This is a genomic window from Streptomyces spectabilis (assembly GCF_008704795.1).
Taxonomy (GTDB): Bacteria; Actinomycetota; Actinomycetes; order Streptomycetales; family Streptomycetaceae; genus Streptomyces; species Streptomyces spectabilis.
Genome location: NZ_CP023690.1, coordinates 6,740,682 through 6,752,820, shown reverse-complemented (window position 1 = coordinate 6,752,820; position 12,139 = coordinate 6,740,682). Strand labels below are relative to the sequence as shown.

Below are 12,139 nucleotides of genomic sequence, written 5' to 3'. Positions count from 1 at the left end.
CCAGGCCTTTTTTGCCCCGGACGACCGCCGGGACCCCAGCGGAACCGTGGGTGTGACGGCCCCGCCGGGGTGCCGCGTCAGCGAATCGCGAACGAGTCGTAGCCGCCCCGCGGCGTGTCCCAGATCTCAGTCACACCGTCCACCCTGCCGGGAGTGTCGCCCTTCAGGAGCCAGTCGAGGAGCGCCTCGCACCCGGCTCGGGGGCCCTCGGCCACCACTTGTACACGGCCGTCGTCGAGATTGAGAGCAAAACCACTCAGGCCGCCGATCTCCAGGGCCCTGGCCCGCGTGAACCAGCGGAATCCCACGCCTTGCACACGGCCGCGCACCCAGGCGGTGAGCCGGACTTCTTCGTTCATGACGTGCACGCTAACCGGCCAATTGCCCAGGGAGCACTTCGCCCCCTTGCGCCATCGCGTACAGTCGCGACTCGACGCGCCTCACCCGTACGGGCGAGTCACGTGGACCGTCAGGACGACGCCGGGGCACATCACCGGGCGTCTCGACGAAAGGCCAGGACATGGGACGCCACCGACGCTCCGCCGCCGGGCGCGCCGCCACCGGCCGTGCCGAGCACGCGAACCCGTCCGACTTCCCCGACACCTCTGCTTCCCCCGATACCCCGGTGGGCCCGTTCTACACCTACGGCCCCGACAGCACCGTCGATGCCGGGGACCCGCCCCGGCCGCGCTCGCACCGTCGCAAGGGCCGTGCGGCCGCGCCGGTGCGCACCGGGCTCCTCGGAGTCTCCGCCGCCGTCGCCATGGGTGCCGTCGCGGTCGCCTCGGGGCTGCTGCCCGGTGGCGACACCTACTCCTTCGGCGGGGGCGACGACGCCGGCGCCATCCGCTCCGCCAGCTCCCCCTCGGCCCTCGACCCGCAGGGCGGCGGCTCCGGTGCCGCCGGGCGCGGCCCGTCGCCGACGCCCGGCACCGGCCGCGCCGAGGCCCCGGCCCCGGTGCCCTCGGCGTCCAGCGGCAAGCCGTCCGCGAAGCCGTCGAAGCAGCCCGCGGCCGAGCCGTCCCAGGACAAGGGCAAGGACAAGGACAAGCAGCGGGACGGCGCCGACCGGGCCGGCCGCGACGAGGCCCCGGACAAGGAGCCGACCCAGCCCGCGCCGCCGCGCGCCGAGGAGCCGAAGCCCACGCCGCCCGCCCCGCGGCCCGAGCCGTCCACGGGTGACAGCTCCGCCGAGGCCCAGGTGCTCGCGCTGGTCAACGAGGAGCGCGCCAAGGTGGGCTGCCGCCCCGTGACCGCGGACGACCGGCTCGCCGCGCTCGCCGAGGGGTTCAGCGCGGACATGGCCGAGCGCGGCTTCTTCGCGCACACCGACCCGGACGGCGCGACCCCGTGGGACCGCGCCGAGAAGGCCGGGATCAAGGACCTCGGCGGGGAGAACATCGCCCGCGGCCAGGCCGACGCCCAGGCCGTGATGGACGCGTGGATGAACAGCCCGGGCCACCGGGCGAACATCCTCAACTGCGACTACAAGACCCTCGGCGTCGGCGCCCACTTCGCGCCCGGCGGCCCGTGGTGGACGCAGGACTTCGGCTTCTGAGGACCCGCGGGTCCCCGGCCCCCGGCCCCTGACCTCTTAAGACCTCTGACCTCAGGCCGCGACGGCCGCGCGGCCCGCCGTGAAGGCGCGCGTGGTCTCCGTGACGCGGCGGCCGAGGTGCTCGGCCGTGGCGATGTCCGCCTTGTGCACGGCCTCCGGGCCCTCGTCGGAGTTGGTCTGGGCGGCGGCACCGGCGAAGAAGCCCAGGCGGTTGAGGTCGTTCTCGGAGCCCGTGGAGGAGTTCCAGCCCGGGAACAGGCCGAGGTTCACCCAGTGCATGCCCTGCTGCGCGGCGAGCGTCTGGAAGTACTGGAGCGTGTGCAGCTTGTCGCCGCTCTTGGAGGCCGAGTTGGTGAAGCCGGCGGCGATCTTGTCCTGCCAGGCGCGGGTGAACCAGCGCTTGGAGGAGGCCTCCGCGAAGACGTGGAAGGCGCCCGACGCGGTGCCCATGTAGGTGGGCGAGCCGAAGACGATCGCGTCGGCGGAGTCCAGGAGCTCCCACTGGGCCTCGGTGATCTCGTCGACCTTGACCAGGTGCACGGTGGCACCGGCGTCGGCGGCACCGGCGCGCACGGCCTCGGCGACGACGGCGGTGTGGCCGAAGCCGGAGTGGTAGGCGATCGCGACGACGGGGCTTGCGGACATGGGGGTGCTCCTCGGGTGGGCGTGTGCGGGGACGACGGCGGCACCCAGGTGCTCACCGCTGCGCCAAGGAAAGCACTAACTTTTGGTTAGCGCAATCTCATGGCTAGCGCTGCGTCCGAGTACGCTTGTGGTATGGACTCCACCGCACCCGTCGAGACGGCCTCCGATCCGGATCTGGCGTACGACGTCTTCGCCCGGAACTGTCCCTCGCGGACCACGCTCGAGCACGTCACGGGACGCTGGGGCGCGCTGACGCTCGGCGCGCTGCACGACGGCACGTTCCGGTTCAACGAACTGCGCCGCCGCGTCGACGGCGTGAGCGAGAAGATGCTGTCGCAGACCCTGCACGCCCTGGAGCGGGACGGGTTGGTGCACCGCGAGGCGCAGCCCACCAACCCGCCGCGCGTGGACTACCGGCTCACCCCGCTCGGCGGGCAGATCGCCGAGCGCCTGCTGACGCTCATCCACTTCGTGGAGAGCGCCCAGGACACCGTCGGCGAGGCCCAGCGGGCCTATGACAGCCGCGACGGCCTGGGCGGGCGCTGACAGCGGGGGCAGAAGTAGCTGGAGCGGTTCATCCAGGGCCGCCTGCGCATCGGCGTGCCGCACCGGCGGCACGGCTCGCCCTCGCGGCCGTACGCGTCGAGGGACCGGTCGAAGTACCCGGACTCCCCGTTCACGTTCACGTAGAGGCTGTCGAAGCTGGTGCCGCCGACGGCGAGTGCGGCGTTCATCACGTCCCGTACGTGACCGAGGAGTTCGCTCGTGCGCGGGCGGGTGAAGGTGGCGGTGGGGCGCTCGTAGTGCAGCCTGGCGCGCCAGAGCGCCTCGTCCGCGTAGATGTTGCCGACGCCGCTGATCAGCGACTGGTTCAGGAGCGCGCGCTTGATCGTCGTACGGCTGCGGCGCAGTGCGTGGTGGAAGGCGTCGGCGTCGAAGCGCTCGTCCAGCGGGTCGCGGGCGATGTGCGCGATGACGTCGGGCAGGCCGTCCGGGGTGGTGTCGTGCAGCGAGAGGCCGCCGAAGGTGCGCTGGTCGACGAAGCGCAGCTCCGTGCCGACCGAGTCGTCGAAGCGGACCCGGATCCTCAAGTGCTTCTCGTCCGGGGCCTCTTGCGTCTTCACGAGCAGCTGCCCGCTCATGCCCAGATGGGCGAGCACGGCGCTGCCGGTGTCCTCGACCGGCAGCCACAGATACTTGCCGCGGCGGCTCGGGGCGCCGATGCGGTGCCCCTTGAGACGGTGCGCGAAGTCGTCCGCGCCCGCGATGTGCCGCCGCACGGCGCGCGGGTGCAGCACGTCCACGTCGGCGACGGTCCGGTCCGCCACCCAGCGCGCGAGACCCCGCCGCACGACCTCTACCTCGGGCAGCTCGGGCACGGCACTCCTCGGGTGGGACGCGCTGATGGTCCGGGCAGCGTACCGCGCGGGCGCGGGGCCGCCGCCGGGGGGAGCCGACAACAGCGCACCCCCGCAGGACCGGGGTCCTGCGGGGGTGCGGCAGAGCCTGGATGTCAGGCGGTCGCGGCGTCCGATGACGACGGGCCGTCGTCCTCGCCCGCCTTGGCACGCTCGTCGGCGGCCGCGCGGATCGCACGCCACGCGGACTCCGCGGCCTGCTGTTCCGCTTCCTTCTTGCTGCGGCCGGTGCCGGTGCCGTACGAGACGCCTCCGACGCGGGCGGCAGCGGTGAAGGTCTTCTCGTGGTCCGGTCCGCTCTCCGAGACGAGGTACTCGGGCACGCCGAGGCTCTCCATCGCGGTGAGCTCCTGGAGGCTGGTCTTCCAGTCCAGGCCGGCACCGAGGTTCGAGGACTTCTCGATGAGCGGATCGAAGAGCCGGTGCACCAGCTCGCTCGCCGCGTCGAGACCCTGATCGAGATAGACCGCGCCGATCACCGCTTCAAGGGTGTCGGCGAGGATGGATGCCTTGTCCCGGCCGCCCGTGCCCTCTTCGCCCCGGCCGAGCCGGATGAAGGAGCCGAGTTCGAGCCCGCGGCCCACCTCCGCAAGCGCACGCGAGTTGACCACCGCGGCCCGCAACTTGGCCAGCTGGCCTTCGGGCAGGTCCGGGTGGGTGCGGTACAGCGTGTCCGTGACGACGAGGCCGAGTACGGAGTCCCCGAGGAACTCCAGGCGCTCGTTCGTCGGCAGACCGCCGTTCTCGTACGCGTACGAACGGTGGGTCAGCGCACGCACCAGAAGGGCGGACTCGAGCTGATACCCGAGCCGCCCTTCCAGAAGCGTGTGGGGCGAGGCCGCGTTGTTGCTGTCTGCCATCTTGGCGTCTTCCGCCTTCTTAGGGCTAGACACAGCGCCTCTCACCAGCCGCTCAGACCTCGAGGACCTGGCGCTTGTTGTAGGTGCCGCAGCTCGGGCACGCGATGTGCTGCTGCTTCGGCTCCTGGCAACGCTCACACGAAACCAGGGGGGTGACCGCAGCCTTCCACTGCGACCGGCGGTGGCGCGTGTTGCTGCGCGACATCTTCCGCTTCGGAACAGCCACGGCTACTTCTCCTGCTTCTCGTCGGCGTGCGCTGATCGAGGCGCGCCGCCGCTCATCTCGTCCTTCTCGCCGCCCTTGATGGAATCGGCGAGTCCCTGCAGTGCCGCCCAACGGATGTCGACGGCGTCGTGGTGGTGGTCCGGGTCGTCCGTGAGCCGCGCCCCGCATTCGGAGCACAGACCCTCACAGTCTTCCTGGCACACCGGCTGCATCGGCAGTGCGAGCACTACCGCGTCACGCAGCACGGGCTCGAGGTCGAACATGCCGTCCTCGAGCAAGAGCCTGTCCTCGTCTTCCTCGGCGTCGTCGGCCGGTTCCGCAGCGCGGCCCCGGTCGTCGGCGTCAGGGTACGAGAACATCTCCTGGAAGTCCGCGTCGAGCTCCTGCTCGAGCGGCTCCAGACACCTTACGCACTCCCCCTTGGCCGATGCACGGGCGGTGCCTGTGACAAGCACCCCTTCCATGACCGACTCCAGGCGGACCTCAAGCTCCACCGGAGCGCCCTCGGGCACTCCGATGACACCTTCGACACCGAACGGCGCCGGGGCGCCGGGAGCGTCGATGGTGCGGGTCAGCCGCTGCATGGCACCGGGACGCCGGCCCAGCTCGTGCGTGTCGAACACGAGGGGGTTGCGGTGGTCGAGGCGCGTACTCAGGGCTTTTCCTGCTTTCGAGATCCTGGGATGAGGCAAGGGGGCCACCACGCGGACGCCTCGGAACCGAGGCCTGAGCGGGCAGCGCAGATCGCGGACATAGCGCGACCGAAGAGCCAGGATACTGGACCATTCGCTCTCGTCCCAATCCGGCCCCGGCGAACCGGCCGGACCCGGGCGCGAGGGGCCCTAGCGCCCCTGCTCGTACTGGCGCAGCTGCTCCGCGCTGATCATCGTGGTGTCGAAGAGGCTGGTCTCGTCGAGCACGGCGGGGGCGGGGCCCTGCTGGCCGTAGTCCTGCGCCTGCTGCGGGGCGTAGTCCTGCCGCTGGTACGCGTACGGATCCTGGGGATAGCCGTACGGATCCTGCTGGCCGTACGGCTGCTGGTAGGCGTACTGGTCCTGCCGGGCGTACGGGTCCTGGTGGCCGTACTGACCCCGCTGGTCGTACGCGTACGGGTCCGGCTGGTGGTCGGGGCGCGGCGGGGCGTACGGCTCCTGGGCGGGGACGCGGGGTGCGGCGGGGGCGCCAGGGGCGGCCGGTGCGCTCCCGGCGCGGGGGGCCTCGGGGGTCTCGGCGAGGTCCGCGAGGAAGTCGGCGTCGGAGGTGTGGCCCGTGCGCCCGGAGCGCTCGGAGCCCGCGTGCTCGCCCAGCTCGCCCAGTTCGGCCGCGGGGGCGCGGCCCTGGAGCTTCTGGCGGCCCCGGCCGACGGCGTCCAGGGTCTTGGCGAGGACGGCCTCGAAGGCGCCGAGCTTGGCGTCCACGTACGCGTCGGCGTCGCGGCGCAGCGTCTCCGGGTCGTGGCTGCGCCGGGGGGCGTCCTCGTCCTCGTAGCCGTGCTCGTCCAGGCCGGGGCCTGTGCCGAGGAGCTTCTCGCGGCCGCGGCCGACCGAGCCGAGGGTCTTGGTGAGGACGACCTCGAAGTTGGCGAGCTTGGAGTCCACGTAGTCGTCGGCCTCGGCGCGGATCTCCTCGGCGTCCTGGCGGGCCTCGCCGACGATGCGGTCGGCCTCGCCCTGGGAGCGGCGCGCGACCTCCGTGTCGGAGATCAGCGAGCCGCGCTCCGCGTGCGCGGACTCGATGATCTGCTCCGCCTCCTGGCGGGCCCGCTCGACGAGCTGCTCACGGCCGCCGATCAGCTCCTGGGCCTGGGCGAGTGAGCCCGGCAGGGCCTGGCGCACTTCCTCGAGCATCGACAGGAGCTGTGCGCGGTTGACCACGCAGGAGGCGGACATGGGCATCGACTTGGCGCTGCCGACCGCCTCGACGATCTCGTCGATCTTCTTCTGCACGTCCACCGCGGGCTCGCCACTCTCTACCTGGTTGGGAGACGGACGGGACGACTGTAGCCCTTGATCAGCCCTTGGCGAGGCGCTTGTTGAGGGCTTGGAGCACGACCGGGGGAACGAGGTGCGCGATGTCGCCGCCCCAGGCCGCGACCTCCTTGACGAGCGAGGAGGAGAGGAAGCTGTAGGCGGGGTTGGTGGGCACGAACAGCGTCTCGACGCCGGAGAGGCCGTTGTTCATCTGGGCCATCTGCAGTTCGTAGTCGAAGTCGCTGACCGCGCGCAGGCCCTTCACGATGGCCGGGATGTCGCGCTCCTTGCAGAAGTCCACCAACAGGCCGTGGAACGACTCCACTTCCACGTTGCCGAACTCACTGGTGACCTGACGGATCAGGTCGATGCGCTCCTCGATCTCGAAGAGGCCCTTCTTCGACTGATTGATCATCACCGCGACGTGCACGACGTCGTACAGCTTGGAGGCGCGGGCGATGATGTCCAGGTGTCCATTGGTGATGGGGTCGAACGACCCCGGACAGACGGCGCGGCGCAACGGAAGTCCCTCGCTCTCCGGTCGGGTCATGGCGCGATTTCTTGTTCGTCGCACGTAGAGGCGGCGCGACCGTACCAAAACGTGCCTTCGCCGTAGCGACGGGACCTCAGTTCCTCGAAACCGTCGGGCCAGCCGAAAACTCCGCCTCTCGTACTGCGTTCAACGGTGACGAGCGCGTCGTCCGCGAGCCAGCTTCCCGAGCGGAGTGTGAGCAGGATCTCCCGGAGATCGTCATCTCCCACCGCGTAGGGGGGGTCGAGAAACACCAGGTCATAGGGGGCGGTAGGGGCGCTTTCCCGGATGACTTGAGCGGCTTTGCCCGCTCTCACGTCGGCGCCGGGCAGGCCGAGGGCCCGGACGTTGTCCCGGATGGTGCGCACCGCGCGGGCGTCGGCCTCGACGAGCAGGGCGTGCGCGGCGCCCCGGGACAGGGCCTCCAGGGCGACGGCTCCCGAGCCCGCGTACAGGTCGAGGACGCGGGCGCCGTCGAGCGGGCCCTGGAGGGCCTGCCAGGTGGAGAACAGGCCTTCGCGGGCGCGGTCCGATGTGGGCCGGGTGCCGTTGCCCGGCGGAACGGCGAGGCGGCGTCCGCCGGCCGTACCGGCGATCACGCGGGTCATCTGGGTGTCTGCGTCCTTCGGCTGCGAGGGGAGCCCGGGGTGGGGCGTGGGGTGGGCCCCGGAGTGGGGCCTGCCTTCACGATAGGTCGTATCCGGGCGTCATCCCTTGTCGAGGTACTGCTCGCGCTCCGCGTCCAGGAGGGCGTCCAGGGCCGTGCGGAGCTCGGGCAGGTGCTCCAGGTCGGGGTCGCGGGCGACCACGGCGGTCGCCTCCTCGCGGGCCGCCGCGATGATCTCCTCGTCGTCGATGACGGCGAGCATCCGCAGCGACGAGCGGACGCCGGACTGCGCCTGGCCGAGCACATCGCCCTCCCGGCGCTGCTCCAGGTCGATGCGGGAGAGCTCGAAGCCGTCCAGGGTCGACGCCACCGCGTTCAGCCGGGCGCGGGCCGGGCTGGCCTCCGGCATGTCGGTGACGAGCAGGCACAGGCCGGGCGCGGAGCCGCGGCCGACGCGGCCGCGGAGCTGGTGCAGCTGGGAGACGCCGAAGCGGTCGGCGTCCATGATCACCATCGCCGTCGCGTTCGGCACGTTCACCCCCACCTCGATCACCGTCGTGGCGACCAGGACGTGGGTCTCTCCGGCGGCGAAGCGGCGCATCACCGCGTCCTTGTCGTCGGGCTGCATGCGGCCGTGCAGGACCTCGACCCGCAGGCCCTGGAGCGGGCCGCGGGCCAGCTGCTCGGCCACCTCGAGGACGGCGAGCGGAGGCCGCTTCTCCGCCTCCGCCGCCGCTGCCTCGGCCTCCGCCTCGGGAGACTTCTTCTTGCCCTTGCCCTTCTTCGGGGAGGCGTCCTTCTCGTCCTCGTCGTCGCCGATGCGGGGGCAGACCACGTACGCCTGGTGGCCGTTCTCCACCTCCTCGCGGACGCGTTCCCACGCGCGGGCGAGGAAGTGCGGCTTGTCCTGGGCCGGTACGACATGGCTGGAGATCGGCGAGCGCCCGGCGGGCAGCTGGTCGAGCACGGAGGTCTCCAGGTCGCCGAAGACCGTCATCGCGACCGTGCGCGGGATGGGCGTCGCCGTCATCACCAGCAGGTGCGGGGGCTGCTTGCCCTTGCCGCGCAGGGCGTCGCGCTGCTCCACGCCGAACCGGTGCTGCTCGTCGACCACGACCAGGCCCAGGTCGTGGAACTGCACCTTGTCCTCGATCAGCGCGTGCGTCCCAATGACGATCCCCGCCTCGCCCGTGACCAGGTCGAGCAGCGCCTGCCGCCGCGCGGCCGCGCCCATGGACCCGGTCAGCAGCGTGACCTTGGTGGCGTGCTCGGAGCCCCCGAGCATGCCGCCCTCGGCCAGCTCCCCCATCATCTCGGTGACCGAGCGGTGGTGCTGCTGGGCGAGCACCTCGGTGGGCGCGAGCATCGCGGCCTGGCCCCCGGCGTCCACGACGGCGAGCATGGCGCGCAGCGCCACCATTGTCTTTCCCGAACCGACCTCTCCCTGGAGGAGGCGGTGCATGGGGTGCTCCGTGGCCAGGTCGGCGAAGATCTCGCCGGAGACGGTGCGCTGGCCGTCCGTGAGCTCGAAGGGGAGCTTGGCGTCGAAGGCGTCCAGGAGGCCGTCCGGGCGGGGTCTGCGGGCGACCGCGGGCAGCTGGGCGTCCGCGAAGCGGCGGCGGGCCAGGGCGACCTGGAGGACGAACGCCTCGTCCCACTTCAGACGGTCGCGGGCCGTCGCGATGTCCGCCTTCGAGTGCGGGCGGTGGATCTTGAGGAGGGCTTCGGGGAGCGGGATGAGGCCGCGGCCGTCGCGCAGGCTCGGGGGCAGCGGGTCCAGGGCCTCCCGGGCGCTCGGCAGCACCGCGTCGATCGACTTGGCGATCTTCCACGACTCCAGCTTCGCGGTGGCCGGGTAGATCGGGATGAGCGCGCCCGCCCAGGAGTCCACCGCCTCGGCCGCGGACTCGGCGTCGGCACGCAGCAGTTCGTACGCGGGGTGGGCGAGCTGCGTCTTGTGGTTGAAGACGGAGACCTTGCCCGCGAACATCGCGCGCGTGCCGGGGAGCAGGTCCTTGTGCGGCTTGTGGATGCCCCGGCCGAAGAAGACGAGCTGGAGCTGGCCGCTGCCGTCCGTGATCGTCACCTCCAGGCGCTGGCCACGGCCCGCGTTGAACTTCAGTACGCGGGCGGTCGCCACCTGGGCCACGACCGTGACGTGCTCGTCCAGCGGGAGGTCGGAGAGGCGGGTGAGCTCGCCCCGCTCGGCGTAGCGGCGGGGGTAGTGGTGCAGCAGGTCGCCCACCGTGTGCAGGTCGAGGTGCTCGGCCATGACCTTGGCGGTGGCTTGGCCGAGGGCGTTCTTCAGCGGTTCTTGGAGCGCGTGCACGAGATCCATTGCACACCACGCCACTGACATTCCGGGCCCGGGCCCGGAATCCGGCCGGCCGGTCACCCTGCGGGGGCTACTCCACGCCGATCAGCAGGAGGGCCGACTGCGGGCCGCCTCGGTAGAGGACCGTGTCCACGGCCAGGTGGCCGTCCCGCACGTGCTTCTGGAGGCGCTCGGCCACCTCGTCCGAGACCTCCTCGCCGAGGACCAGCGTGACCATCTCGCCGCCCGCCGCCAGCATCCGGTCGAGGACGACCGCGGCCGTGGCCGGGACCTCCGCCCCGATGACCGCGACGTCGCCGTCGATGAGGCCGAGGACGTCCCCGGCCTGGCAGATGCCCGCCGTCGTCCAGGACTGCCGCTCGGCGACGGCCAGTTCCGCGTACCGGGTAGCGCCGGCCGCCGACGTCATCGCGACGACGTCCTCGTCGAAGCGCCGGTCCGGCTCGTGCACGGCGAGCGCCGCGATGCCCTGCACCGGGGAGCGGGTGGGGATCAGGGCGACGCGCACGCCTTCGGAGCGGGCCTGTTCGGCGGCGGCCGCCGCGGTGTGCCGCAGTTCGGCGTCGTTCGGCAGCAGGACCACCTCGCGCGCGTGGGCGCGCCGGACCGCGTCGACCAGCTCGCCGCTCGCGGGCGGCTCCCCCGCGCGCGCGGGCACGGTGGTCGCCCCGGCCTCCGCGTACAGGCCGCCCAGGCCCTCGCCCCGTACGACGGCCACGATGCCGCGCTGCGCGCGCTCGCGCGGCGGCTGCGCGGCGCGGACGGCGTGCGCGTCGCCGAGGCCGAAGTGGGTGATGCGGATGCGGTACGGCCTGCCCGCCTCGACGCCCGCCTCGACGGCCGCGCCCGCGTCGTCCACGTGCACGTGGACGTTCCACAGGCCGTCGCCGCCGACGACGACGAGGGAGTCGCCGAGCCCGTCGAGCCGGGTCCGGAGCCGGGCGACCGCGGCGTCGTCCGCCTCCAGGAGGTAGATCACCTCGAAGGCCGGACCTGCGCCGGTGCCGAGGCCGTCGGCGCACTCGGCGCCCGGAACCGCGCAGTCCGCGGTCTCCACGCGCGCGTGGGTCCACGCGCTCCGAGGAGCCGTGGAGGTCCGGTCGACCACGCTCTGCCCCGAAAGGGCCTCGACGAGCGCCCCGAGGACCGCCACCAGGCCCCGGCCGCCGGCGTCGACCACGCCCGCGCGGCCGAGCACGGCCAGCTGGTCCGGTGTGGCGGCCAGGGCCGCGCGGGCGCCGTCGTAGGCCGCGCGGGCCACCGCTCCGCAGTCCCCCGCGGGCCGCCCCGCCCCCGCCGCCTCCGCCGCCGCCCTGGCGACCGTCAGGACCGTCCCCTCCACGGGGTGGGCGACCGCCTGGTAGCCGGCGTCGGCCGCGCGCCGCAGCGCCCGCGCCAGCAGCTCCCCGTCCGCGTGAGGTGCGTCACCTTCGGCATCCGGCGCGCCGCCGTCGTCGGCGAGCACCTGCGCCATGCCCCGCAGCAGCTGCGCGAGGATCGTGCCCGAGTTGCCGCGGGCCCCGATCAGCGCTCCGTGCGCCAGCGCGCGCACGGCCTCGGCCCGCGTGGGCCCGGCGGGCTCAAGGCCCGCGAAGACGGCGTCGACCGCCTGGGTCGCCGACTCCATGGTCAAGTAGAGGTTGGTCCCGGTGTCCGCGTCGGCGACCGGATAGACGTTGATCGCGTCGATCTCCTCGCGGGCCTGCCCCAGCGCGTCCAGAGCCAGTGCGCTCCAGGTGCGGATCGCGACCGCGTCGAGGTTCTGCGGCAACTGTCGCCTCCTAGAAAGCGTCCGGAACGGCCGGTACGGCGGGATGAGACGCAGCGTAGACCCGGTTCAGGAGGGGAGCGCGGGGCGGGCCCCGGGCGAGACATGGTAGTTTCGTTGTACCGAAGCAGTCGTTGTATGCTGCTCCGGTTGCCCGATACTCATCGGGACATTCCCCTGGCACCGCCACCCAGATCATTCGCTCTGATCCCGGCATGCC

Annotated in this window: 13 protein-coding genes; 2 read left to right on the top strand and 11 right to left on the bottom strand. The window is 72.4% G+C overall.

All coding sequences use genetic code 11. The annotated features are described in order from the left end of the window. Nucleotides 1-77 precede the first annotated feature (77 nt). The gene (locus CP982_RS29790) at nt 78-359 is read right to left on the bottom strand and encodes an acylphosphatase (protein ID WP_144321168.1); all 282 of its coding nucleotides are present in this window, start codon (nt 357-359) and stop codon (nt 78-80) included. A 161-nt stretch (nt 360-520) separates the two neighbouring features. Here CP982_RS29790 and CP982_RS29785 point away from each other — a divergent pair, with 161 nt between their 5' ends. Further along, nucleotides 521-1,558: a CAP domain-containing protein gene (locus CP982_RS29785; protein WP_150513288.1), complete on the top strand. Its 1,038-nt coding sequence runs from the start codon at nt 521-523 to the stop codon at nt 1,556-1,558. 51 nt (nt 1,559-1,609) lie between these two features. On the opposite strand, the gene CP982_RS29780 is transcribed toward CP982_RS29785, so the two are convergent. Next, nucleotides 1,610-2,203 (bottom strand): flavodoxin family protein, encoded by a 594-nt coding sequence (locus CP982_RS29780; protein WP_150513287.1) that lies wholly within the window; start codon nt 2,201-2,203, stop codon nt 1,610-1,612. Nucleotides 2,204-2,335: 132 nt separating this feature from the next. Between CP982_RS29780 and CP982_RS29775 the strand changes: the two genes are divergently transcribed. Continuing rightward, nucleotides 2,336-2,749 (top strand): winged helix-turn-helix transcriptional regulator, encoded by a 414-nt coding sequence (locus CP982_RS29775; RefSeq protein WP_150513286.1) that lies wholly within the window; start codon nt 2,336-2,338, stop codon nt 2,747-2,749. Here CP982_RS29775 and mutM read toward each other — a convergent pair. From mutM to CP982_RS29730, 9 genes are all read right to left on the bottom strand, one after another. Then, nucleotides 2,716-3,582: a bifunctional DNA-formamidopyrimidine glycosylase/DNA-(apurinic or apyrimidinic site) lyase gene (gene mutM / locus CP982_RS29770; RefSeq protein ID WP_144321164.1), complete on the bottom strand. Its 867-nt coding sequence runs from the start codon at nt 3,580-3,582 to the stop codon at nt 2,716-2,718. The genes CP982_RS29775 and mutM overlap by 34 nt on opposite strands. Before the next feature lie 134 nt (nt 3,583-3,716). Further along, on the bottom strand, nt 3,717-4,526 hold the full coding sequence (gene rnc, locus CP982_RS29765) for a ribonuclease III (protein WP_170316508.1): 810 nt from the start codon (nt 4,524-4,526) through the stop codon (nt 3,717-3,719). Between the two features lie 7 nt (nt 4,527-4,533). Then, entirely contained in the window at nt 4,534-4,707 is a 174-nt protein-coding gene (gene rpmF, locus CP982_RS29760; protein WP_030676011.1) for a 50S ribosomal protein L32, read from the bottom strand. Nucleotides 4,708-4,709: 2 nt separating this feature from the next. Then, complete coding sequence (locus tag CP982_RS29755) at nt 4,710-5,384, bottom strand: YceD family protein (RefSeq protein WP_150515768.1); 675 nt, start codon at nt 5,382-5,384, stop codon at nt 4,710-4,712. 165 nt (nt 5,385-5,549) lie between these two features. Next, entirely contained in the window at nt 5,550-6,659 is a 1,110-nt protein-coding gene (locus tag CP982_RS29750) for a F0F1 ATP synthase subunit B (RefSeq protein WP_150513285.1), read from the bottom strand. Between the two features lie 58 nt (nt 6,660-6,717). Beyond that, on the bottom strand, nt 6,718-7,197 hold the full coding sequence (coaD, locus tag CP982_RS29745; RefSeq protein WP_184925237.1) for a pantetheine-phosphate adenylyltransferase: 480 nt from the start codon (nt 7,195-7,197) through the stop codon (nt 6,718-6,720). 26 nt (nt 7,198-7,223) lie between these two features. Then, nucleotides 7,224-7,817 (bottom strand): 16S rRNA (guanine(966)-N(2))-methyltransferase RsmD, encoded by a 594-nt coding sequence (rsmD, locus tag CP982_RS29740; RefSeq protein ID WP_150513284.1) that lies wholly within the window; start codon nt 7,815-7,817, stop codon nt 7,224-7,226. Nucleotides 7,818-7,916: 99 nt separating this feature from the next. Then, nucleotides 7,917-10,154 (bottom strand): ATP-dependent DNA helicase RecG, encoded by a 2,238-nt coding sequence (gene recG, locus CP982_RS29735; RefSeq protein ID WP_150513283.1) that lies wholly within the window; start codon nt 10,152-10,154, stop codon nt 7,917-7,919. Between the two features lie 67 nt (nt 10,155-10,221). After that, nucleotides 10,222-11,922, bottom strand: coding sequence for a DAK2 domain-containing protein (locus tag CP982_RS29730; RefSeq protein ID WP_184925193.1), 1,701 nt, complete (start codon nt 11,920-11,922; stop codon nt 10,222-10,224). Nucleotides 11,923-12,139 lie beyond the last annotated feature (217 nt).

Excerpts from the sequence above, each read along its gene's own strand:
- CP982_RS29785 (WP_150513288.1), top strand. The coding sequence starts at position 521 with ATGGGACGCCACCGACGCTCCGCCGCCGGGCGCGCCGCCACCGGCCGT.
- rsmD (WP_150513284.1), bottom strand. The coding sequence starts at position 7,817 with ATGACCCGCGTGATCGCCGGTACGGCCGGCGGACGCCGCCTCGCCGTT.
- recG (WP_150513283.1), bottom strand. The coding sequence starts at position 10,154 with ATGGATCTCGTGCACGCGCTCCAAGAACCGCTGAAGAACGCCCTCGGC.
- CP982_RS29775 (WP_150513286.1), top strand. The coding sequence starts at position 2,336 with ATGGACTCCACCGCACCCGTCGAGACGGCCTCCGATCCGGATCTGGCG.
- CP982_RS29790 (WP_144321168.1), bottom strand. The coding sequence starts at position 359 with ATGAACGAAGAAGTCCGGCTCACCGCCTGGGTGCGCGGCCGTGTGCAA.
- CP982_RS29780 (WP_150513287.1), bottom strand. The coding sequence starts at position 2,203 with ATGTCCGCAAGCCCCGTCGTCGCGATCGCCTACCACTCCGGCTTCGGC.